The organism is Burkholderia sp. AU45251, assembly GCF_030482905.1.
Taxonomy (GTDB): Bacteria; Pseudomonadota; Gammaproteobacteria; order Burkholderiales; family Burkholderiaceae; genus Burkholderia; species Burkholderia aenigmatica.
The window spans coordinates 393,448-416,272 of the sequence record NZ_JAUJQH010000002.1 but is presented as its reverse complement, the minus strand read 5'-3'; the positions used below and the strand labels follow the sequence as shown (position 1 = coordinate 416,272).

Annotated in this window: 14 protein-coding genes; 9 read left to right on the top strand and 5 right to left on the bottom strand. The window is 65.4% G+C overall.

Annotated elements, in window-relative coordinates:
• Positions 1 to 20: 20 nt before the first annotated feature.
• Positions 21 to 632 (bottom strand): hypothetical protein, encoded by a 612-nt coding sequence (locus tag QZM67_RS08565; RefSeq protein ID WP_235996253.1) that lies wholly within the window; start codon positions 630 to 632, stop codon positions 21 to 23.
• Positions 633 to 756: 124 nt separating this feature from the next.
• Between QZM67_RS08565 and QZM67_RS08560 the strand changes: the two genes are divergently transcribed.
• Positions 757 to 4,521, top strand: a complete 3,765-nt coding sequence (locus QZM67_RS08560) for a tetratricopeptide repeat protein (RefSeq protein ID WP_301801847.1) — start codon at positions 757 to 759, stop codon at positions 4,519 to 4,521.
• Positions 4,522 to 4,803: 282 nt separating this feature from the next.
• Positions 4,804 to 6,393 carry a tetratricopeptide repeat protein gene (locus QZM67_RS08555; protein ID WP_301801845.1) on the top strand — a complete coding sequence of 530 codons (1,590 nt, stop codon included), beginning with the start codon at positions 4,804 to 4,806 and terminating at the stop codon, positions 6,391 to 6,393.
• Between the two features lie 168 nt (positions 6,394 to 6,561).
• Here the strand turns inward: QZM67_RS08555 and QZM67_RS08550 are convergent, their stop codons facing one another.
• On the bottom strand, positions 6,562 to 7,803 hold the full coding sequence (locus QZM67_RS08550; RefSeq protein WP_301801843.1) for a glycosyltransferase family 9 protein: 1,242 nt from the start codon (positions 7,801 to 7,803) through the stop codon (positions 6,562 to 6,564).
• A gap of 434 nt (positions 7,804 to 8,237) precedes the next feature.
• On the opposite strand from QZM67_RS08550, the gene QZM67_RS08545 reads away from it, so the two are divergent.
• The 4 genes from QZM67_RS08545 to QZM67_RS08530 all read left to right on the top strand — a co-directional run bounded on the left by QZM67_RS08545 (position 8,238) and on the right by QZM67_RS08530 (position 13,121).
• On the top strand, positions 8,238 to 8,669 hold the full coding sequence (locus tag QZM67_RS08545) for a carboxymuconolactone decarboxylase family protein (RefSeq protein ID WP_301801841.1): 432 nt from the start codon (positions 8,238 to 8,240) through the stop codon (positions 8,667 to 8,669).
• Positions 8,670 to 9,176: 507 nt separating this feature from the next.
• On the top strand, positions 9,177 to 10,649 hold the full coding sequence (locus QZM67_RS08540) for a benzaldehyde dehydrogenase (protein WP_301801839.1): 1,473 nt from the start codon (positions 9,177 to 9,179) through the stop codon (positions 10,647 to 10,649).
• Between the two features lie 14 nt (positions 10,650 to 10,663).
• Positions 10,664 to 11,791 (top strand): NAD(P)-dependent alcohol dehydrogenase, encoded by a 1,128-nt coding sequence (locus tag QZM67_RS08535; protein WP_301801837.1) that lies wholly within the window; start codon positions 10,664 to 10,666, stop codon positions 11,789 to 11,791.
• A 166-nt stretch (positions 11,792 to 11,957) separates the two neighbouring features.
• A complete protein-coding gene (locus tag QZM67_RS08530; RefSeq protein WP_301802203.1) occupies positions 11,958 to 13,121 on the top strand; it encodes a helix-turn-helix domain-containing protein in 1,164 nt (387 codons plus the stop codon).
• Positions 13,122 to 13,370: 249 nt separating this feature from the next.
• On the opposite strand, the gene QZM67_RS08525 is transcribed toward QZM67_RS08530, so the two are convergent.
• The gene (locus QZM67_RS08525; protein ID WP_301801835.1) at positions 13,371 to 13,802 is read right to left on the bottom strand and encodes a MarR family winged helix-turn-helix transcriptional regulator; all 432 of its coding nucleotides are present in this window, start codon (positions 13,800 to 13,802) and stop codon (positions 13,371 to 13,373) included.
• Positions 13,795 to 14,217, bottom strand: a complete 423-nt coding sequence (locus tag QZM67_RS08520; protein ID WP_301801833.1) for an SRPBCC family protein — start codon at positions 14,215 to 14,217, stop codon at positions 13,795 to 13,797. Before QZM67_RS08520 ends, QZM67_RS08525 begins: the two co-directional genes overlap by 8 nt.
• A gap of 83 nt (positions 14,218 to 14,300) precedes the next feature.
• Here QZM67_RS08520 and QZM67_RS08515 point away from each other — a divergent pair, with 83 nt between their 5' ends.
• The 3 genes from QZM67_RS08515 to QZM67_RS08505 all read left to right on the top strand — a co-directional run bounded on the left by QZM67_RS08515 (position 14,301) and on the right by QZM67_RS08505 (position 19,079).
• Positions 14,301 to 14,435: a hypothetical protein gene (locus QZM67_RS08515; RefSeq protein WP_301801830.1), complete on the top strand. Its 135-nt coding sequence runs from the start codon at positions 14,301 to 14,303 to the stop codon at positions 14,433 to 14,435.
• Positions 14,436 to 15,025: 590 nt separating this feature from the next.
• Positions 15,026 to 18,352: a hybrid sensor histidine kinase/response regulator gene (locus QZM67_RS08510; RefSeq protein ID WP_301801828.1), complete on the top strand. Its 3,327-nt coding sequence runs from the start codon at positions 15,026 to 15,028 to the stop codon at positions 18,350 to 18,352.
• 103 nt (positions 18,353 to 18,455) lie between these two features.
• On the top strand, positions 18,456 to 19,079 hold the full coding sequence (locus QZM67_RS08505) for a response regulator transcription factor (protein ID WP_175025568.1): 624 nt from the start codon (positions 18,456 to 18,458) through the stop codon (positions 19,077 to 19,079).
• Positions 19,080 to 19,109: 30 nt separating this feature from the next.
• Here QZM67_RS08505 and QZM67_RS08500 read toward each other — a convergent pair whose 3' ends face one another.
• Complete coding sequence (locus tag QZM67_RS08500) at positions 19,110 to 22,766, bottom strand: transporter substrate-binding domain-containing protein (protein ID WP_301801825.1); 3,657 nt, start codon at positions 22,764 to 22,766, stop codon at positions 19,110 to 19,112.
• Between the last annotated feature and the right edge of the window lie 59 nt (positions 22,767 to 22,825).

The following is a 22,825-nucleotide window of genomic DNA, read 5'->3' as shown; positions in this document are numbered from 1 at the left end:
TAAATGCCTGCGTGACCGGATCAGGCGAACGTCGTCGCCACCATGATGCCGAACACGACGCCGATCACAATCCCGCAGAGTCGGCCATAAATCGACGCGCGCACATTGTCGTCGAGCTCGAACGGCGAGCGCTTGTGCTTCCATACCGTGCTGAATGCGACCGGCCGGGTCAGCAGGGCGATGCACGCGAGCAGGACCGGCGTGGCGATGAGCATCGCGATGCGCTGTCCGTTCCAGTCGACGCCGTGCATCGCCAGCGAAACGATCGCGGCAAGCGGAACCTCGACGCACAGGCCCAGCAACGAACCATTGACGAAGGAATCTCCGGGGGACTGAAACATGATCGGTCCTAGCGTTCGAATGAAATCGGCGCCCGGCTCGAGCTCCCGAAAATAAAAACCACGGCCGTTGCCCGAGGTCGGTCGACCGTGTTCGGCATCAGCCAGGATGACGGCCGGATAGTACGGCAAATCATTGGCCCGTTGACGGTCATTCAAGCTATTTAACAAATGTCGCGGGCAGCGACGCATTTTTATGCTGCATCGGGATGTCGCGCCGTGATAATAATCGGGCACCTTGTCGTCGGTGGCGTGCGTGAAGGCCGCGCTCCGGCATGGCCGCAGTCGCAGCATTGCCGTTCCGGCACGAAATATGACCCTGATCGGTTTCCGAAGCATCTACCGGGCTTGTTCCGGAGCGGGGCACCGGGTCGAATGAACCGATGGCAATGGCGACGCGTCACCCATCCAGTCGAACATGAGCGAACACAACGTTACGGGCAGCGACGCGCCACGCGTCGGCGCGGCAAATGCGGAATTTTCAGCCGGTGTCGCCGCGCATCACGCCGGGCAGGCGGCGGATGCGGCGCGGCATTACCGGGCGGCGATTGCGCTTTACCCCGATCACACCGAGGCACTGAACAATCTCGGCATTCTGCTCGAAGACGAAGGAAATGCCGGCGAGGCGGAGCATTGCTACCGGCGAGCCATCGAGGTTCACCCCGAGAACGTGGACGCGTGCGTCAATCTCGGCCTGCTGCTTCATGACAGGCATCGCTTCGATGAAGCGGAGGCCTGCTACCGCCGCGTATTGGCGTTGCATCCCGGTCATGGTCCGGTGTTGCGCAGGCTCGGCCTGCTGCTGCAGGTCACGGGCCGTCACGCCGAAGCCGAACGCACGTTGCGCGAGGCGGTGAGCGCCCGCCCGGGCGACGCCGTGGTGCATGCCGATCTGGCGATGCTGCTTCAAGTGCTCGGGCAGGCCGGCGAAGCGGAGCAGCATTATCGGGAATCGCTCGTGCACGAGCCGAACGCCCCCGCGACGCTCAACCGGTTCGGCACGCTGCTTCACACGCTCGGACGGTTGCCGGAAGCCGAGACTTGTTTCCGGCGTGCGGTTTCGCTGCAACCCGACGCGCGCGAGGCGCGAGGCAACCTCGGCAACGTGCTGTTCGCCCAGCAGCGATACGGCGAGGCCGAAGCGTGTTACCGCGACGTGCTCGCACACGATCCGTCGTTCGCGGAGGTATGGAACAACCTGGGCCGACTACTGCATGAGGTCGGCAGGCTGGACGAGGCCGCCGCCGCGTTGAGACACGCGCTGACGCTCGATCACGACCGCGTGCCGACCACGTTCAACCTGAGTCTGGTGCTGCTGGCAATGGGGCAATACGAAGCCGGGTGGCGGCACTACGAAGCGCGCTTCCAGCCCTCCTCGCACTGGGGCGACGCTTCGTCGTCTCGCGTTCTGGCCAGCCTGCCGGCGCCGCGCTGGCAGGGCGAACCGCTCGACGGAAAATCGCTGGTCGTCTGGCCCGAGCAGGGGTTCGGCGATGTCGTGCAATTCGCGCGCTATCTGCCGCTGCTCAAGGAGCGCGGAGTGTCGAGGCTGACGGTGGTGTGTCCGGCCGCGTTGACGCGCTTGATCGCAACGGTCGATGGCGTGGATCGTTGCGTCGGGATTGACGAGGCGGCACACGATTACGCCATCTCGATCATGAGTCTTCCGTTGCGCTGCGGCACGACGCTCGACACGATACCCGCGACGGTGCCCTATCTGCACGTGCCGGCACCGCTCGTCGAGCACTGGCGGGGCAGCGTGCCGGCCGCCGGCCTGAAGGTCGGGCTGGTCTGGGCGGGCGATCCGCGCCCCGATCAGCCGCAGGCACACGCGACGGATCGCCGGCGCTCGCTTCCGGCAAGCGCGTATCTGCCGCTGCTGCAGATTCCGGGCGTGAGTTTCGTGAGCTTGCAGAAGGGCGAAACGACCCGCCGGCAGATCGACACGATTCCGCCGTCGCTGCGTCCTGTCGATCCGATGGCGCACGTGCGCGACTTCGCAGACACGGCGGCGATCATCGCCCATCTGGATCTCGTGATTACCGTCGATACGTCGGTTGCGCATGTGGCGGGCGCATTGGGCAAGCCGGTCTGGATCCTGTCGCGCTTCGACGGCTGCTGGCGCTGGCTCGCGGATCGCGACGATTCGCCGTGGTATCCGCGCACGCGGCTGTTCCGTCAATCGGAACCGGGGCAGTGGAGCGATGTCGTCGAGCGTGTTGCGGGGGCGCTCGAGCACCTGCGTGACGAACGGAATGCGTCGCGCGTATCGGCGGCATCTCAGGAAGAGCTGGATCGGCAGTTTTCGCAGGGCCTGCAGCTGTGTCAGCAGCGTCGTTTGGCGGAGGCCGTCGCCTATTACGATGCGGTGCTCTCAACCGCGGCGGATCCGTCCGTTCGAGCCTACCTGCTGGGCTATCGGGCACAGTCGCTCAACGGTCTTGGCCGCGTCGACGAAGCGCTCGAGCAGACCGATCAGGCGTTGCAACTCGATCCTTCCCAGTTGAGTGCGCTATGCACCCGTGCTTACGCGTTGTTGCTGAAGCAACAGTTTCAGTTGTGTCTTGAATGCTGCGACCGGGGGCTGGCATTCCATCCTGACCGAGTTGAACTGCTGCACAACCGGACCGCTGCACTGGCCGGGCTCATGTGCAATGAAGCTGCGCTGGAGACGAGCGAACGCATCCTGGCGCAGAACCCGAACGACGCAAGGGCGCTCAACAACAGTGCGGTCATGCTCGACCGATTGGCACGTTACGACGAAGCGGCCCGGCGTTACAAACGTGCGGTTGCGGTCAATCCCGACGAGCCCTGGGTGCTGGGCGCGTTGTTGACCGCACAATTGCGCACGTTCGACTGGGACGGGCTTGACGGGCTACAGCAGGACATCGCGTCCCGGGTGGCCGAGGGCCGCCCGACCATCGAACCGTTTCGCTACCTGGCCGTATGTGCCGACCCGCAGCAGCAACTGGATGCGGCCCGGATCTATGTGGCCCACCGCATTCCCAGGCCCGCAACGCATTCGGTCTTTCGGGCTGCAGGCATGCCGCGCGAAAAGATCCGCATCGGCTATTTTTCATCGGACTTCCGCACGCATCCGATGATGGAATTGATGGCGGAAGTGTTCGAGCTGCACGATCGGGAGCAGTTCGAGATCCATGCATTTTCGTTCTTCAACGACCCGCGCGACCCGGCACAGATGCGGGCGCGAACGGCCTTCGATCGCTTTCACGATGTCGACGGCATGACATCCGACGAGATCGTTGCCACCGCGCTGAACGAGACGCTGAATATCGCCATCGACCTGAACGGACACACCATGGGCGCGCGGCCGACGGTGTTCGCGGCGCGCGTCGCGCCGGTACAGATCGCCTACCTGGGCTATCCCGCCAGCACGGGCGCCGACCATATCGATTACATCCTCGCCGACGAGGTCGTGATTCCGCGCACGCACCGGCACTTTTATTCAGAGCAGGTCATTTACCTGCCGGGGTCGTTTCAGCCCAACGATCGCCATCGCGAGCAGCCCGGCAGGCAGCTGGATCGTTCGGCCTATGGGCTGCCGGCGCACGGATTCGTATTCAGCTGCTTCAACGATCCCGTGAAGCTGCTGCCGTTCATGTTCGAACGCTGGGTCAGCATCCTCAAGGCGGTCGACGGCAGTGTGCTCTGGCTCCACTGTCGAGACAGCGGAATTGCACAGGACAACTTGCGGCGCGAAGCGGCCGCGCGCGGGCTCGATCCCGACCGGATCGTCTTTGCACCACGCGTGCCGTTGGCCGAACACTTCGCACGGCAGGCCTGCGCCGATCTCTTCCTCGATACCGTTCCGTTCAACGCCGGGGCCACGGCAAGCTGCGCGCTTTGGTGCGGGTTGCCGGTACTGACGGTGCCGGGCGACACGTTTGCCAGCCGGTATGGCGCGAGCCTGCTGGCGGCGCTCGGTTTGCCGGAGTTGATCGCGCCGGATCTCGACGCCTATGAGGCCAGCGCAGTGGATCTTGCACGCTCGCCGCGCAGGCTCGACGCAATCAGGCAAAAGCTCCGTGACGCGCGGGATCGGTCACCGCTCTTCGACACGCGTCGCTTCGTGCATCATCTGGAGCACGCTTACCGCATCGTCGTGCAACGCTATGCCAGCGGATTACCGCCGGACACCCTCGACCTGACGAACGCGGATTGACCACGCCACATGCGCCGGCGCGACGGATATTGGGGAAAAAGAATCTGCTGGATAATGCGCGACACAGTAAAACCTGGCGCTCGCACCGCCAAACGAAATTCGAAAACTGCGGAAAACGCCGGTATGCGGGCCTTGTCGGCCCAGGAGATCGAGTCGCCGCCACACCGAACTGGTGTCGCCGATTGGCAATCGTGCGTTGCGTCGAGCAATGTGGCGTAGCGGCAGAAGCATGATGGACAGATCGATGCTATCGCATCGCATAACTTACTATCGGGGAACGGGATGTCGTTTGATGAGGACTTCAATGGCGTCGCTGCACAGGTGCGCGACGCGGAGGCGGCCGGACAGTTCGACCGGGCGGTTGATCTTTTCCAGGTCCTGTTTGAAAAATATCCACGTCACGACCTCGTTCTGAAACCCTATCTGGACGCACTCCTGCGTCAGGGGCAGACAGAAAAGGCACTCGACGCTTGCGATCGCGCCATCGCCGCGACACCCGAGTCGACCGTGCCGTGGCGCGAAAGGGCGCTGATCTACTTCAATCATCTGAACGATCGCACCGCCGCCATCGCCAGTTTGAAAGACGGCCTGGCCGCATTTCCGTCCAATGCGGAGCTGCATCTGATGCTTGCCGATGCGAGTTTTCAGATGCTCGACTTCGATACGTCACGCCGGCATGGCTTGAAGGCGGCCGAATTCGGCGACCTGACCATCGCGTTGCGGGCACGTCATCGATTCCTCGAAGATCATGAAGGTGCCGTACGCATCGCGCGCGCGATCCTGGCGCAGTACCCGACGGAGATCGGCGCGCTCGTGCAGGGCGGCATCTCGCTCTACTTGCTGGGGCGCTTCGAAGAAAGCCTGGGCTATCTGTACCGGGCCGCCGAACACGATCCCTATCGAGGCGACGTCCTGTTTCCCCTCGCGAATCTGCTCTTGCTGCTGGGTGACAAGAAGGCCGGCTGGCGCCGATATGAAATGCTGGCCGATCTTGCGTCGCTCGGCAGCGGCCCCGGTGTCCTGACCACCCATCACGACCGCTTGTGGCGCGGGCAGTCTCTCGAAGGCAAGCGCATTCTGGTGATCAGCCATCTCGGCCTTGGCGATTGCCTGATGTACGCACGTTACGCCCGGGACCTGAAGGCAGCGGGCGCCCATGTCACGCTCTGCGTCAAGCCGGAATTGATGCAGCTGCTGCGCGAACTCGAAGGCGTCGATGAATTGTTGAGCGCCTGGCCGGTCGAGACCTGGGGCAGCTACGACTACTGGATCTTCGAAAACTTGCTGCCCGCGAGACTGGGCGCGAGCGTAGGGGTGGTACCCACCTACCGGGACGGCTATATCAAGCTGAAGGCCGCGGATGCCGCCAGGGCACTGGATGACCGCCGTCGCGCATCCGATCGGCTGCGAATCGGCTTGTGCTGGGACACGTCACCCAATTATTTTGCGGGGCGCGCTCGCAGTCTTGCGCCTGAAGATCTCCAGCCGTTGGCCGAGATTGAAAACGTCGACTGGTTCGTGCTGCAGAAACATCCGCTGGAGCCGGACTTCGCGACGCGTAGCGGACTGTCTATCCTGAATCGATCCGACGAGTGGAACGATCTTTACGATACGGCGGTATTTGCCGCATCCCTGGACCTGACCCTCTCGATCTGCTCGGCGCCCGTGCACCTGGCCGGCTCGCTGGGCCTGCCCGCGTGGGTCATGCTCGGTGCGCCGGAGTGGCGCTGGGGCGCGCAGGGCGATACGGGGCCCTGGTATCCGCAGATTCGGACCTTTCGTCAGGCGGCACCCGGTAACTGGCGTAGCGTTACCGAGGCGGTGCGTGATGCACTGAAAGCGGAGCGCGGGGGCTTGCGCCGAGTGGAGTGACGGGCGACACGTTGCGGTCGCAACGGATCATCGACGCACGCCCGGCGCGGTGATCGTCGCTTTGACGAGTGATGTGTGCGGTGCCGGGCATCCCGGTGCAATCACGACGCCGTGGGCAATCGTACCGACAGGTGCGCGTGCCGCGGCGCCAAACCTCGGTATCGGCTACTACGCCGAGTCATTGCCGGACAACGCATCCGCCATCTCCCGTACCGGTCTGCTCCAGTCGCCCAACGTCGCCTGCCGATACAACTGCATCGATCGGTACCACGGCGTATCGCGATGGCTGTTGGACCAGCGCTCGTCGCATGCGGCCGACAGCAACACCCACACGGGCCGCCCGAGTGCGCCGGCGAGGTGAGCCGGCCCGGTATCCACCGCAATCAACAAATCCAGCGCATTGAGGACGACGGCGGTATCGCCGAGATCGCTCAGCTCGTCGCCAATGACGCCAATGCCGTATTTATCCAGCAGCGCTTGCTCTTCGTCGGTGATCTTGCCGAACTGCAGCGCGTGGAATCGGGTCGCCGGCGCACCGAACAACGGCTCGAGTTGCGCCAGAGAGATGGATCGATACGGTTCGTGGCGCACCGACGTATTGCTGCGCCAAATCAAGCCTATCTCGCGAACGCCATCGCGTCGATGGTTGAACGTGTCGGCAAGACGTGGCGTCAGTTCTCGTCCGGTTGGCGCCTGTACGTATGAATTCGTCCAGCTGGGGAAGTAGGGCGTCGTCTGATACCGGACAAACAGGTCAAACGTGCAGAGGATGCAGTCGCTTTGATCAATGGCATCGCTGGCGTTCTCGACGATCGTGATCCAGTCATAGGCGGCGAATACCGGTGCCAATATGCCCGGTACCTGCAATACGATGGTCGAGGCACCTTCGTCCCGCAACAAGTGCAGATACCGGGAAAACATGATGACATCGCCAAGACCGCCTTCCTGAAGGATGAGCACGCGCCGTCCGGCGACCGACGCGTCGAATCGAAGCAGCTTGTCGATAATTCGCCCGTACTCGCTCGTATGCGTGGGATAAATGTTTGAAACCACGCCGGCTCGCCCCCACGCATCGCGCGATTTCCGATTGAGCGCGTGGGCTTCGCGGAAATGACCTTGCGCGTAGCGTGCGATCACCAATTCGGCGCTCAACACCCGGAGGTCCGGTTCGTGGTGAAGCTCCGTGAGCGATTGCATCAACAGCGTTTCGGCCTGCGCAAACAGGCCGAGATGGTTCATGTCGATGCCGATCTGCGCGCGCAGAAACGGATCGTCAACCCGGTCTGCAATTTCCTTCACCACCCGGATCGCTTCTTCCGCGTGACCCGAGCGTCTGAGCGCGCGACACAGCGCAAGTCCGGTGCTCGCGGATTTGTCCCGCAGGTAGGCCTGGTATGCGCTGTCGAGCACGGAGTGGTCGCTTGTCAATTTATCCCCTGTGAAATGGAGCCGGCCCAGGCGCGATCATATGCTCGACGTCTGTTTCTGTCTCGGGCACGGTTTGCGCTGTGACGGGCGCTTCAACCTGGCGCAACGAGAGCGACGACCTCGGTGATAGGCGCTCGCTTTCGCACCGGCCTGTGTTGCGGAACGATCCCGATTATCTCGCATTGCTTGCTCGACGCGGTGCGTTCCCGGCAAGCCGGTTGCCAATCGAAACGAGTAGGCGGCAATTGCGTCCCGATAGCGCCGATACCGTTGCATATGGATTGGTACATCGTGCTGCCGGTTCGGCTTCAACGGCCGTACGTTCGCGCAATGTCCCATTCATTCAATCATTTTTTGCACCTTTAGAGTGGGGCAAGATTTTCCTAAGATGCAGGCTTCATGACAAGGAAATCAACATGAACACACTTCGATTGCCCTACCAGACGCTGTCGCCCGACGCTTACCGAGGCTTCGGCGCCACCAAGAAAGCGCTGGAGAAGAGCAGCCTCGGGAAACAGTTGATCGAACTGGTTTACCTGCGGGTTTCGCAGATAAATGGCTGCGCCTTCTGCCTGGAGATGCACGCGGCGGCGCTGCGCGCCGGCGGTGTGCCGGATGCGAAGCTGGACAGTCTGGCCGGCTGGCGCGCGAGTCCGCATTTCAGCGAACGCGAGCGCGTGGCGCTGGCCTGGACGGAATCGCTGGCGGACGTGGCGGAAAGCCACGCGCCCGATGAGGATTTCGAACCGCTGAAAGCACATTTCAGCGAGGCTGAAATCGCCGACCTGAGCTTCGCTGTCGCACTGATGAGTGCCTTCAATCGTTTGGCGATCGGCATGCGTCAGTGAAGTTCGGATGGGTCGCATTCGCTACCCGCGAAGTGCCGGACCAGTCCGGCAACGCGCTTGCCGATCCGACGTTGAGCAGGCCGCTTAAAAAATCGTTCCCCAGGCTTGCCGGGGCCTCACCTCCGCCGACGGCTCGTTCGACTTCGGGCCGGCGGTGCCGGACACGTCGACAGCGCACGCCCGCAACGACCTTTCCCATTCCGTGATCGGGTTTGGATGCACATCGATCGGTGCGTCGGGTCGACCCGCGTCCGGTCGCCCTTGACTGCCGCCAGAGCCGCTTTGGCATGGGCCGTGAGTGTGGAGTCGACACGCCCTTCGCGCGGCGTACCAGAGTGTTCAGTTTCCGTACACGTCGATGCCTCGCCCCACCGACCGGCGCGGGTGCGGCGGGTGGGAACAAACCCGGATAGCGCCGCGTCCTCCCGGTCGCCTACCGTCGCGCGGATGCCGGTCGGGGCGATCACGATCCCGATTCGGCGGGTCGCGATTTCTTCAGGAGCGTACATGGATAGCAGCAACAACACGGCACTGTTCGACGCCGCCCTCTGGCACGGCAACACCTTCAACGGGCGCTGGCACGCCAGCCCGCACGTGGCCGACGTGATCGAACCCGCGACCGGCAACACGCTCGGCCGCATCGGCGTCGCGGACGGTGCGGCCGTGGCCGACGCGGCGGTGGCCGCGCATCGCGCGCAGCGCGCGTGGATCGGCCTGCCGTACGACGAACGCGCGGCCGTTCTGCGCCGCGCGGCAGCCGTCGCGGAAACGCACTTTGATGCGATCGTCGACTGGCTCGTGCGCGAAAGCGGCTCGACGCGCGCGAAAGCGGCGTTCGAGACGTCCATCACGATCAAGGCACTGCACGAAGCGGCCGGGCTGCCCTCTCGCGCGGCCGGCGAAGTGCTGCCGTCGGCGGCGGGCCGGCTGTCGCTCGCGCGCCGCCGCCCGCGCGGCGTGGTCGGCGTGATCTCGCCATTCAACTTCCCGTTGTACCTCGCGATGCGCGCGGTCGCGCCGGCGCTCGCGCTCGGCAACGCAGTCGTGCTGAAGCCCGATCCGCGTACTGCCGTGAGCGGCGGTGTCGCGATCGCCCGCGTGTTCGAGCTCGCTGGCTTGCCGGAAGGCGTGCTGCACGTGCTGCCCGGCGATGGCGCGGCCGGTGCGGCGCTGGTCGCCGATCCGCACGTCGCGATGATTCAGTTCACCGGCTCCACCGCGGCCGGACGCAAGGTCGGCGAAGCGGCGGGCCGCCACCTGAAGAAGGTATCGCTCGAACTCGGCGGCAAGAACTCGCTGATCGTGCTCGACGACGCCGATCTCGAGCGCGCCGTCGCCAACACCGCATGGGGCGCGTACCTGCACCAGGGCCAGATCTGCATGGCGACCGGCCGCGTGCTCGTGCAGCGCAAGATTCACGACCGCTTCGTCGCGAAGCTCGTCGAGAAGGCGCAAAGTCTGCGGGTGGGAGACCCCGCGACCGCGGACGTCGGCCTCGGCCCGCTGATCAATGCCGCGCAGCGCGACCATGCGGCGAGCCTGGTCGACGCGGCCCGCCGTGCCGGCGCACGCGTGGAGACGGGCGGCGGCCATCGCGACCTGTTCTTCGAGCCGACCGTGCTGACCGGCGTCGCGCCGGGCAATCCGGCGTTCGACAACGAGATCTTCGGGCCGGTCGCGGTCGTCGTGCCGTTCGATACCGACGAGGATGCCATCGCGCTCGCGAACCGGAGCGAATACGGGCTGTCGATGGCGATCCTGTCCGCCGACGTCGGTCGCGCGCTCAGGATCGGCGAGCAGTTGAACACCGGGCTGTTGCACATCAACGACCAGACGGTCAACGATGAAGTGATCAATCCGTTCGGCGGCGTCGGCGCATCGGGCAACGGATCGAGCATCGGCGGCAGCGCGAACTGGGAAGAATTCACGCAGTGGCAGTGGCTGACGATCAAGGGTGAAGCGCCGCTGTACCCGCTTTGACAAGGAGACCGACCATGTACACCGAAAACGATACACGCGTGATGACCGCAGCCGTCGCGCGCGCAGCCGGCGCGCGCTTCTCGATCGAATCCGCCCGGATCCGTGCGCCGCGCGGCGACGAGGTGCTGGTGCGCGTCGTCGCGACGGGCCTGTGCCACACCGACCTGATCGTGCGCGACCAGTACTACCCGGTGCCGCTGCCGGCCGTGCTCGGTCACGAGGGCGCCGGCGTGGTCGAGGCGGTCGGCCCGAACGTGAAGACGCTCGCCGCGGGCGATCACGTCGTGCTCACCTACGGCGCGTGCGGCCACTGCACGTCGTGCGTCGGCGGTCACGGCGCGTACTGCCGGCAGTTCTTTCCGCTGAATTTCGGCGGCGCCGACGCCGACGGACAGACCGCGATCCGTGACGCATCCGGACAGCCGCTGCACGATCATTTCTTCGCGCAGTCGTCGTTCGCGAGCTATGCGCTCGCACGCGAGAACAATGCGATCAAGGTGCCGACGGAGGCGCCGCTCGAACTGCTCGGGCCGCTCGGCTGCGGGATCCAGACCGGCGCCGGCGCGGTGATTCATTCGCTCGCGGTGCGCCCGGGCAGCAGCTTCGCGAGTTTCGGCGCCGGCGCGGTCGGCATGAGCGCCGTGATGGCCGCGCGCATTGCGGGCGCCAGCACCATCATCGCCGTCGACATCGTCCCGTCGCGGCTCGCGCTGGCCCTGGAGCTCGGCGCGACGCACGCGCTCAACAGCAAGGAAATCAACGTCGCCGACGCGATTCGCGAGATCACCGGCGGCGGCGTCGACTTCGCGCTCGAATCGACCGGATTGCCGGCCGTGCTGTCGCAAGGGATCGACGCGCTCGGCTCGCGCGGCACGATGGGCGTGGTGGGCGCGCCGAAGCTCGGCACGAAGGCCGAATTCGACGTGAACAGCCTGCTGCTCGGCGGCCACACGATCCGCGGTATCGTCGAAGGCGATAGCGTGCCGCAGACGTTCATTCCGCAGCTCGTGCAGCTCCATCTGCAAGGGCGGTTTCCGTTTGACCGCCTAGTGAAGTTCTACCCGCTCGAGCAGATCAACCAGGCAGCGGAGGACAGCAGCAACGGCCTGACGCTCAAGCCGATCCTGCGTTTGCCGCATTGAGCGCGGGGCGCCGCCGCCATGGGCGACCCCGAGTCGCCCACACGCGGCGGCACCCCCGTGGAAAACACGCTGCTTCGGACCCTGGGCTATATTGCGAATTCGCGCGACACGCCGGGCCGGTACGCCCGGCCCGGACATTCGACCCCATATGGAACGCAGCGTGAAGATGGCCTCCGACTCCTTTTCACGGCCCGTCGACCTCGACCGGCTCCGCGCCCGCTTCGCGGCGGGTGAGCCGCTGCCGGAGACGGCATTGCCGGCCAGCGTCGCGCGCTCGTGGCTGCGTTCGCGTGACGCCGGGCTCCTGCCGTGGCAAACCGCCCACTACGAAATGCTCGGCGAGCTCGATGACTCGCGCGCCGGCCGGCGGCTGTACCGCTGCGTCGCGCAGGAAATCGAATCGCTGTGGGCCGCGTTCGGCGGCAGCGACTGGACGATCTTCTGCGTCGATCCGCACGGCACGGTCGTCCATGTGCGACGCAGCCCGCATTGCGACGAAGCGCTGCTGACGCCGATCGTTGCCGGGCGCCGGATCGTCGAGCCGAACATCGGCACGACCGCGCCGAGCTGCGTGATTCACGACGGTGCGGAGGCGGTCGTCGCGGGCGCCCAGCACTATCTTGACGAACTTTCGCGGGTCTTCTGTCTCGCGGTGCCGCTGGTCGGCTTCGACGGCGAGGTGATCGGCGCGCTCGACATCACCGGCATCGGGCGGCGCAATGTCGTGCAGTTGCATGAACAGTTCCGCCATGCGGCGCTGTCCGCCGAGCAGCGGCTGTATGCGATGCTGCGCGACTGCCATCTGCTGCAGGTGCAATACGATCCGCGCTGGCTCGGCACGCCGCTCGCCGGCGTCGTCGCACTCGACGAAACAGGCTGCGTGCGCGCGGTGAGCCGCCTGGCGCGCCAGATGCTCGATCTCGCGCCGTCCGGGCCGATCGGCGCGTGCGAGGTTCGGCAGTTGTTCCCCGGCGCGACGCCGGCGCAACAGCGTCGTTTGCTGACACCGTCGCGCACGCCGCAGCGGATCGCGCGCGACGACGGCAGTCACGTTTGGGTGCGCACCGTGCGCGCGCCGCTCGATCGGGCGACGACGCCGCGCCAGTCCGATACGCTCGAATACGCAGCCGACGTCTGCGGCACGACGCCGGCTGCCAGTCCGCAGGCCAGCCTGCACGAGCAGTCGCTCGATGCAATCCGCCGGGCGCTCGACGAGCACGACGGCAATGTGTCGGCCGCCGCGCGGCAGCTGGGTATTTCGCGCACCACGCTGTACGCGAAGCTCAGGCAGCTCGATGCAGCGGGACTCAAGCACGGCGGACCGCACTGACGCATCGTGCATTAGCCGGAAGAGACCGGCGCGTTCGCGCCGCGGCATGCGCATCGATTCACGACAGGCGATCTCTCGACGCAAGGATGCGGATGCGCCCAGCCGTCGTCGCACATGGTGCGAGCGGTTCGACGTGTTTTGGCGTGCAATCGGGCCGGCGCAAAGTCGAGGTGGGTAAGGGGGCGCTTGAGAAAACCGTAAATAAAGGACGTTTAGCGGTACGAGACCAAAGCGCCGCATTGGCATGAATCATCGACCCAGCGCTTTTAGCACGGCTATCAGCGCCTGTTGGTCCTCAATGACTTCAAAGAAGGCACGATCCGTATCTTCGACAACCTTCACCGCCCGAACGGCGAGGTCTGCGCCCGCGGGCGTGATGTCGATGATCTGCGCTCGCGAATCAGATGGATCAGGCGTTCGCGTCAGCAGCGCCCGCTCGGCGAGTACGCGGAGGACCTGCGAGGTCATCATCGGGTCGGTATTGGCGTGCTCGGCAATGCGGCGCTGACTTGGCGTCTCCCCGGCAACGCGTGTAATCCACCAGGTACTGGTCAGCAGGACGAATTGAACGTGCGTCAGCCCAAACGGCCTCAGCGCTGCAGTAATACGACGCTGCCAGCCCAGCGTCGCTCGCCACAGCAGAAGTCCGGGACTTTCGCCAGGGTGACGGGATTCACTCACCCAGCTGCTCCGCCCGCAAGCCAAGGGCAGCGATCACGTCTGCGAAGTCAGCAGTGACAGCCGCACCCACAGTCCCGGCTACCGGCTCGGGTCCATCGACTTCGCAGCGATACGTGATCAGCGTGCCGCGCTCGGTCGGCGACAGTTCGTGACGAACGCGAACAACCACGCCAGCGTCAGGTACTTCGGTGACATCCTCGAAGCCCTTGTCAGCCTCAACCCACGCGAAGCGGAACGGCAACCTCGTCGAGTCCGGCAGAACCATCACAGCAGTCGTGCCAGCCTGAAACGCCCCGTGCATCTCGATTCTCAGGACACCTTCGTTCCATTCCGACCACTTCTCCGGCTCCGCCAGAACGCTGAAGACCCGTGCCGGTGTCGCGGCACATTCGCCTGTAACCTCAACTGTCCACATGCCCGCTCCTTTTTTTCTAAATAGTATGCGCACATACTATTCTGAGCCGGGTTCCGCCGTCAACCATCTCACGGCCAGCAGCCGTGAGCCACGGTACCTCGTTCATCAAGCGCACCATCTTCAGCGTGCCGATGCTGGCGTACTCCGACGGCTTGATGACGACCATGTTGCCGACGTGCAGTGCGGGCACGATCTCGTGGAAGCGGCGTGGCGCGTAGTGAGGAACGCTTGCATAAACAGTCGGTGGAATTGCCAAGAACGCCTTGTTTTTCGAGCTGACGTTAACTGAACCGTCCAGACCCAACGAGCCGCCATCAGACTTGTTCCGGAAAAATTGAGATATTTCCCGCTTGCACCAGGATCCGTCTCATTGACCCGGAATCCCGACCCACTGATCATTCAATCAATATTCTTCGGCGTGAACCTTCAAACGGGTTGGAGCGCAGAAGCGTGAGTGCAGCGAATCGGCATGGATGCCGCAGACATTCCGTGCCGCCGACAATTCGCTGGCCTGCCTGAATCGTCTACGAACACATCCACTCCCGACCTTGGGCGTGGCATCGCCGCGAGGCGACGGCATCGCGAACGAACCGATGGCTCATCGAGCAAACCGGCTTGCAACCGCCGCGATTTGCCCGGTCATCGGCGGCCGCCACGTCAGCCCAGTGTGTCTGGAGACGCGAAACTGTTCTCGCGAGTCACGAGCGACGGACTTGACGGCAGATCATGAACCTTACAAATATGTTACAATTGCCCGTTTGTAATGAGTGTTTGCGGGCGAAAGGGCACGTGATCAGAGGCGGTGCCCATGCAAAGTATTCGAAGTACCAATGTCCAGAAACTGGCGCAGAGCGCGCAGCGGCTGAACGTCGGCCTGCTGGTCGTCATCGTCCTCGCGTTCTTTTTCCTCGGCACGACCTATTGGGCCGTATCCCGCGTGTTGCAGGTGGAGCAGGCGAAGATCGATCGCCACTTCGAGCGGCTCATCGGGAATATCGTCGAGCATGAGCGCTTTCTGCTCCAGTACGTCCGTGCCACCAAGCCGGCGCCGCAATCGGCCTCGCAGACGGAGCGCCGGCAGCCGCGCGTGGACCTGGCTTTGCTTCAGGTCATGCCCCACGGCGACGTGGATGTCTATGAGGGGCAGCAGTTCGTCTTTTCGCAAAAGTTCGCGCTGGCGCTGCCCGGCGGCCCTTCCGTACCGTTGACATCCGAGGCGCGCGCGCGGCAATTCCAGCTCGGCGTGCTCTCGACCAGCTTCTACTCGGGCTTCTGGAGCGGTTCTCGATACCCCGCCCCGCAGATGCTGATGATCGACCTGGACAGCCCGGCCGGCATGGCGGTGCCGGCCATGGATGCCCGGCCGAACCAGCCGATCCCGGCGCGCGAAGGCATGCTGCGCGTGCTCAAGGGCATCCGCGATCGGTTGCACGACGATCCGCCGGCGCCCGGCATGCCGGAGGTCCACTGGCGCAAAGGCGGCGACTTCGTCCGCGGCACGACGCCGAAACTGCTGGCGTACGTCTACGATACCGTGCCGGAGAGCATGTGGTGGCAAGACGACTCGCCGCGTCGCATCGTCGCGGCGGTCGTGCTGGATCTGGAGAGTATCGGCCGGGAGCTGGGCGTGACGGCCGTTCCATCGATCGATCTGGCCGGTCCCGACGGCCAGGTCCTGTTGGGCGACGGCGATTACGTCCGGCAGTATGCGAACGGCATCCATCTGCTGGCCGATGGGCTCATCGTCAAGCGCACCGGCGGCACCGGACGGGGCTGGCAGGCGGTCTATCACATCCCGTATCAGCAACTGATCCTGGACGGGTACTGGTCCCTCGCCAAGCTGCTGCTGGCGCTGCTGACCGTCCTCGGATCGGGCTGGCTCCTCACGCGCTGGTACCGTCAGCACGTCGTCACGCCGGCCAGCGACGCGCATCAGGCACTGCAGGAAAGCCATGCATTCAATCACGCCATCATCCAGACCGCCCCGGTTGCGTTGTGCGTGCTTGGCGACGGGGGGCGCAAGGTCGTCACGCAAAATGCGCTGGCGACCGAATGGCTGGGCGGCCCCGACGACATCAGGACCCTGACGCGCCACTGGCACATGTTCGAGGACGGCGAACCGGTTTCCGGCGAGGCCTGCGCGGTCGTCGGTCCGTTGTTCCTGCACGCGCGTTACGCGCCCACGCAATACCAGGGCGCCAGCGTGCTGCTGTGCGCGTTCCACGACATCACCGCCCACCGCGTGGCGGAGTCCGCGCTGCGGCGCGCCAGCGCGGCGGCGGACGCCGCCAACGAGGCGAAGAGCCGCTTTCTTGCGACCATGAGCCACGAGATCCGTACCCCGCTGTACGGTGTGGTCAGCACGCTCGAGCTGCTCGGCCTGACGCAGCTGAATGTATGCCAGCAAGGTTACGTCCGGACCATCGGTCACTCGGCCGACATCCTGCTGCAGTTGATCAGCGACATCCTCGACATCTCCAAGATCGAGGCCGACCAGATGCCGCTCGAAGCCGAGGCCTTTTGTCCGCAAGACGTGGCGGACGAAACCTTGCGCAGCTACGCGGCCAGGGCGCACGAGAAGGGTCTGCAGTTGTACGGCTGCATCGATACCGACGTGCCGGCACGGGTGATCGGCGACAGCACGCGTATTCGCCAGATCCTCGGCAACCTTGTCGGTAACGCGATCAAGTTCACCAGCGCCGGTCGTGTGGTGCTGCGTCTGCGCCGGGTACACGACGATGCAGACGACGCGAAGCGCGAGGTCCGATTGCAATGGGAGGTGGTGGACACCGGCGCCGGCATGTCGAAGGCGCAACAGGCGCGGCTGTTCGAGCCGTTCTATCAGGTCGAGGACGGTCGCCCGCAGGTCGGCGGCACGGGGCTCGGACTGTCGATCTGCTGGCGCCTGTGCCGGTTGATGGGCGGCGCGCTCGACGTGGCCAGCGTGCCCGGCCTCGGCAGCCAGTTCAATTTCAGCGTCACGCTGGACCTGCCGCTGGCGGACACGGCACCCGCCGGGACGCCGTCGCCCGGCCAGACCATCTACGTGCGCGCCCCCACGCCGGAGCTGACCGATAGCGTTTGCCGCTGGCTCGCGAAGCAGGGCGGGCATGCCGTTGCCGTGCCGCCGGGCGCAGGAGACGGGGCAGCGGACGATACGGACCTGCTGCTGGAGCTGCTGCCCGAATGGCTGCCGCCGATGACGTGGCGGGGCGTTCGCGTGCGAGCCACGCACGACGCGGCACTCCGGCCGCAGCCGTGCGCCGAGGGCTGGCAGGTCAACCTGCACTGCCGGGCGGGCGTGCTGGAGGCACTGGCCGTGGCCGCGGGCAGTGCCTGGTCGGCCGACGAAGACGATGTGCCTGCGCCGGCGTGGCAACCGCTCGGCCTGCGTGTGCTGGTAGCCGAGGACAATCCGATCAACCGCATGCTGCTGACGGCCCAGCTCGAGCAACTGGGCTGCACGGTAACGGTGGCGGCCAACGGCGAAGAGGCGTTGCACGCTCAGCGATCCAGCCCGTGCGACGTGGTGCTCACCGACGTAAACATGCCGGTGCTGGATGGCTATCGACTCGCGAGCGCCTTGCGCGAGCAGGATGCCGCGCTGCCCATCATCGGCGTGACCGCCAACGCCATGCGCGACGAGGGCGAGCGCTGCCTCGCCGCGGGCATGAACGCGTGGCTGACCAAGCCGATGCGTTTGCAGACGCTGCACGAAAAATTGTGCAAGGTGGCACGCGCAAATGGCTCGGTAATCGCTGTACGGCCGGAAACGACGAACGCGATCGAGCACGGCTGCGTGCAACGCAAGGGCGGGTACGCGCCGGACGTGCGCGCCGTTCATGCACCGTCCGCCGACGGGCTGAAGGTGCCGGCACTCATGCGCGAGGTATTCCTGTCTACGATGCGCGAAGACCTCGATGCCGTTCGAGCTTCTATTCACCGCGACGATCCGGCGCAAGTGCGAGCCCTGCTGCATCGTATGCATGGCGGACTGTCGGTGGTTGGCGGCCAGGTGCTGGCAAACGCCTGCAGCAGACAGCAGGAGGCGCTGGCCGACGGCGCACCGCTGGCCGGTAATCAGGCACTGCGGACGCTGGTCGTGCGAATCGAGTCGGCGGTGATGCGCTTGTAGAAGTGGAGCCGGGGGCAAAGTCTCGTGTGCCGAGCGACAGGGAAAACGGGTTGGCCATGGTGCTGTTCGCACAGTTAAGAATATAGGAAGGAGTCCAAAAAAAATGAGCCGAATCATTATCGTTGACGATCATCCGGTGGTCCGCCTCGGCGTGCGTCTGATGCTCGAGAAGGAGGGGTACAGCGTCGTTGCCGAATGCGACAGCGGCACCGCCTGCATCCAGGCGGTGCGCGAGCACGCCCCCGACCTGCTGATCCTCGACCTCGCGATCCCGAAGATCGACGGCTTCGCGGTGATCTCGCACCTGAAAGCCACCGGACAAAACGTCAAGATTCTCGTTCTTACGTCGAGCAATGCTTACAACGCGATGCGCTGCCTGCAGGCGGGTGCAGCCGGTTTTGTCTGCAAGGACGATAACCTGGCCGAAATGGTCGGCGCGGCCCGCGCCGTCCTGTCGGGCTATACCTATTTCCCGGAAAGCACGCTGCTTCAACTGCAGGAGAGCGGCGTCAGTGCCAGCGAAGAACATGTGCTGGCCGGCCTGACCGATCGCGAGGTCTCCGTGCTGCGCATGCTCGCTCGCGGCATGCGCAACCAAGAGATCGCCAAGGACCTGATGCTCAGCCACAAGACCGTGAGCACCTATCGCGTGCGCCTGATGAGCAAGCTCAACGTACCGAACTTCGTCGCCCTCGTCGAATTCGCGAAGCGCAACGGCATCGCCTGATCGCTTGGCGCCGTCGGGACGCTCGCCGCGTCAGATAACGGGCAGGGTTGACCGGAGTTGACCGAGCACATCGTCGAGGGTGTCGATCTGCGTCCGGACCGCCGCGATGGCGGCGCGCACGTGCAGGGCCGACACCTCGGGCACGCGACACGCGACACGCAACTGCGAGCATGAGTTCGCCAGCGCGTCGGCCTTCAGTATCTCGGCGGCACCTTTGAGGCGGTGCGCGACGACGGCGAGCCCCGGTAGGTCGAGGGCGTCGCCGAGTACCGCCAGCGACGCCCGATCCTGGGCGTTGGCCCGCAGCATCTCGTCGATCAGCCGGCGCGTCATCTCCGGATTGCCGTCGGACATCTGCATCAGCTCGGCAACCGTGCGATTCGCGTCTTCCGCGCCGGGCCGCCGGGCGCGCAGTGCCTTGTCGAGGTCATCGAGGCCAACCGGCTTGATCAGGCAGTCATCCATGCCGGCCGCGAGGCTGTCGGCGATCTCGTCCTTGCGCGCGTCCGCAGTCAGGCCCAGGATCAGGCAGGGTGCAAGCGCGCGCCCGGCTTCCTCGCGGCGGATCGCACGCGCCAGGGCCGAGCCGTTCATGCCGGGCATGTGACGGTCGGTGACGACGATGTCGAACGGGTCGGCACGCCATGCCCGCAGGGCCTGGCGCCCGTCCTTGGCGGCGATGGCCTGATGGCCGAGGAACGCGAGTTGCTGGCACAGCAGCAGGCGGTTGACGCCATGATCGTCCACCACCAGCACGCGCAGGCTGCCGGCATGTGACTGTATGGGCGACGCGATGACGGTACCGGCGTCGGTGTCGGCGCCGTGGCTGGGTGGCAGCACGTTGAGCATGAGCGTCACGTCGACCCGGGTACCCTTGCCCTCCGCGCTGCGCAGCGCCAGCGTGCCGCCCATCATCTCGCACAGCGACTGGCAGATCGCCAGGCCCAGACCCGCGCCGCTCACCTGCGCACCGGTCTTGCGGGAGGGATTGACCTGCGAGAACGGGCGGAACAGATTCCGTTGGTCGGCCTCGGCGATGCCGATGCCGCTATCTTCCACCGACAGCGACACACGCATCTGCTCCAGGCCGGCGGGGGTGCCGCCGAGCCGGATACGCACGAAGCCGCGCTCGGTGAACTTGACCGCGTTGCTGACGAGGTTGGACAGGATCTGCTTGAAGCGCATCGGGTCGACGAGCACGTCGGCGTTGAGGCTCGAATCCATTTCCAGCGCCAGCGCAATGCCGTTCTGCCGCGCCGGTCCCTCGAAGACGCGTGCCACGGACTCGGCCAGATCGCGCAGCTTCGCCCGCGTCGGTGTCAGGCTCAGGTGGCCCGACTCGATGCGAACGATGTCCAGGATGTCGCTGATCAGCGTGAGCAGGCCGTTGGCCGCCGTGTGGGCGGTCTCGATCGCGGCATAGTCGAACACGCCGTTGCGCGCGTGTCGCAGCGCCAATTCCAGCGTGCCGATCACCGCACTCATCGGGGTGCGGATCTCGTGGCTCATGGTGGCCAGGAAGGTCGTCTTGGCGCGGCTTGCCTGGTCGGCCTGGCTGCGGGCCGTCATGAGTTCGTCGATGATGTGCCGTTGCCTGGTGATGTCCTGCCAGCCGCAGACGACGCCCTTCATCGCGCCGGACGCATCACGGAACGGTTGCACCCAATGGTCGATCCAGCGCTGCTCGCCACGCAGGTTGACGGCCAGCTCGCGGCGCAGCGGCTTGTCCTCGGCGATGGCGCGCAGATAGCAGGCCTGAACGTCGGGGGCAGCTTCGAACAGTCCCGCCGGCAACGCGGCCGCGGTCTTGCCCAGCGCGTCGTGCGCCGTGATGCCGAGCACCGCTTCGTAGCGGCGATTGAAGGACAGCAGCCGGCCCTCGGTATCGCGTACATAGACGGGGTCCGGCAACCCGTCGGTGAAGGTCCGCATGAACTGCAACTGGTCGGACAGCGCGCGCTCCGCGCGCAGGCGCTGGCGGATCTGTCGGCGCAAGTTGGCGACCCAGACCGCGAAGAGCGTCATCAGCGCCACGGCGCTGGCAACGATCGCGACAATGGTCTGGCGGTAGTCGCGCCAAGTCTGCCCCGTCATCGCGGCGTTGGGGCGCCAGCGGTTGGCAATGGCCTGCAGTTCGTACGGCGCATAGGCCTGGAGCGCCTTGTTCAGGATCGACTGCAGTTCGGTGTCGCCGCGCCGCATCGCGAACGTAAGCGGTGCGCTGTCGTCCGCGATCATGCCGCTGACGGACAGCTTGCCTTCGTAGAGCCGTGCGATGTAGTAGCGCGCCGTGATCAGCGACAGCACCGCGGCATCGGCCTTGCCATCGGCCACCATGCGCAACGCATCGAGCCCGGTCGACGTCTCGGTGATCCGGGCCTTCGGATAGCGGGCGCGGACCCGTTCGGCGGCAATGTGCCCCTTGGCGATCGCCACGCGCTTGCCCGGCATGTCGGCGAGGGTGTCGGCCGTCACCGGCGCCGACGTGCGCGCGATCAGGACGAAGGAGGTCGCGAGGAACGAGCGCGTGAAACGCAGGCGATCCTCCCGCTCGATGCTCGGGACGAGCACGGTGAGGTCGGCCTGGTCGGCAGTCAGCGACCGGGTCAGGCTATCGAAGCTGCCTGCGCGCTCGACCTTGAATCGCAACCCGGTGCGCAGCGAAATCAGCTGCAGCAGGTCGGCGACCACACCGTTGAAATGCCCGCCGGCATCGAAGAAGGCAATGGGCGCGAAGTCGTCGTTGACCATCACCCTGACCACCGGGTGGCGCATGGCCCAGCGCTGTTCGTGGGTATCGAGGCTCACGCGCTCGCCCGGCAGTATGACGCTTTCGCCGGTCCATCGCTTGGCGATGCGGTCGAGCCGCGCCTGGCCAAGCGACGCGATGGCGGCGTCGACGATGCGTGCAAGCGGCGTACCGTCCCGTCGCATGGCGAAGCCGAACCCGAACCCGCCCGGGGCGGGCGAATAGAAGCGCTCGAACCGGACGTAGTTGAAGAAGCTGCGGTTGATCAGCAACGACGCGGAGAGCGGATCGCCCAGGTACAGGTCGGCGTTGCCGAAAGCGAGCGCCGCCATGGCCTGATCGCGGGACGGATAGCGCACGAACCGCGCGCGCGGATGACGCGCGTGCAGCATCGTACTCAGGTCGCGCAGGTAGTCCTGCGGCATGGCGACGGTCAGGCCCGCCATGTCGGCGGGCAGGCGCCGGTCGTCACCCTGGCGCCTGAACAACGACGGCTGGTCCGACGCATAGGGACGGCTCACGACGAGCGACCGGCGAGGCAGATCGGCGCGACTGGTGCTGGCCAGCAGGTCGATCCGCCCGCCCTCGAGCGCATGCAATGCCTGCTCGCGGTCGGGGAAGACGCGGATCTCGGCATCCACGCCCAGTTGCTGCCGCATCAGGGCGATCACGTCGGCGGTGATGCCTTCGAATTCCGTGCCGTGGAGCATATCGAGCGGCGGTACACCAGGGGCCGTCACGCCGATCGCCAGGGTGTGCTTTTCCCGAAGCCAGTCCCGGTCTCGCGCCGACAGCGGGACCGCGGGGCTTTCGAGCTGGAGCTGGCTATCCAGCGGCTTTTGCACACCGTCCGCGCGTTGTGTCCACGCATCGGTCGTCAGCGTCGCCAGGACGCAGGCAAGCAATACGCGTAAAAGCAGGGCGCGGAAAGTGGACATCGCTCGGAATCGTGATGAAGGACGCGCGTCGTTGACGTGTCGCGACGCGCCGAAGGCAG

What these genes read in the sequence shown, in the direction of transcription:
- QZM67_RS08500 (WP_301801825.1), bottom strand. Translation starts at nt 22,766, where the DNA reads ATGTCCACTTTCCGCGCCCTGCTTTTACGCGTATTGCTTGCCTGCGTC.
- QZM67_RS08520 (WP_301801833.1), bottom strand. Translation starts at nt 14,217, where the DNA reads ATGTGGACAGTTGAGGTTACAGGCGAATGTGCCGCGACACCGGCACGG.
- QZM67_RS08510 (WP_301801828.1), top strand. Translation starts at nt 15,026, where the DNA reads ATGCAAAGTATTCGAAGTACCAATGTCCAGAAACTGGCGCAGAGCGCG.
- QZM67_RS08535 (WP_301801837.1), top strand. Translation starts at nt 10,664, where the DNA reads ATGTACACCGAAAACGATACACGCGTGATGACCGCAGCCGTCGCGCGC.
- QZM67_RS08530 (WP_301802203.1), top strand. Translation starts at nt 11,958, where the DNA reads ATGGCCTCCGACTCCTTTTCACGGCCCGTCGACCTCGACCGGCTCCGC.
- QZM67_RS08565 (WP_235996253.1), bottom strand. Translation starts at nt 632, where the DNA reads ATGCTGCGACTGCGGCCATGCCGGAGCGCGGCCTTCACGCACGCCACC.
- QZM67_RS08560 (WP_301801847.1), top strand. Translation starts at nt 757, where the DNA reads ATGAGCGAACACAACGTTACGGGCAGCGACGCGCCACGCGTCGGCGCG.
- QZM67_RS08540 (WP_301801839.1), top strand. Translation starts at nt 9,177, where the DNA reads ATGGATAGCAGCAACAACACGGCACTGTTCGACGCCGCCCTCTGGCAC.
- QZM67_RS08545 (WP_301801841.1), top strand. Translation starts at nt 8,238, where the DNA reads ATGAACACACTTCGATTGCCCTACCAGACGCTGTCGCCCGACGCTTAC.
- QZM67_RS08505 (WP_175025568.1), top strand. Translation starts at nt 18,456, where the DNA reads ATGAGCCGAATCATTATCGTTGACGATCATCCGGTGGTCCGCCTCGGC.
- QZM67_RS08555 (WP_301801845.1), top strand. Translation starts at nt 4,804, where the DNA reads ATGTCGTTTGATGAGGACTTCAATGGCGTCGCTGCACAGGTGCGCGAC.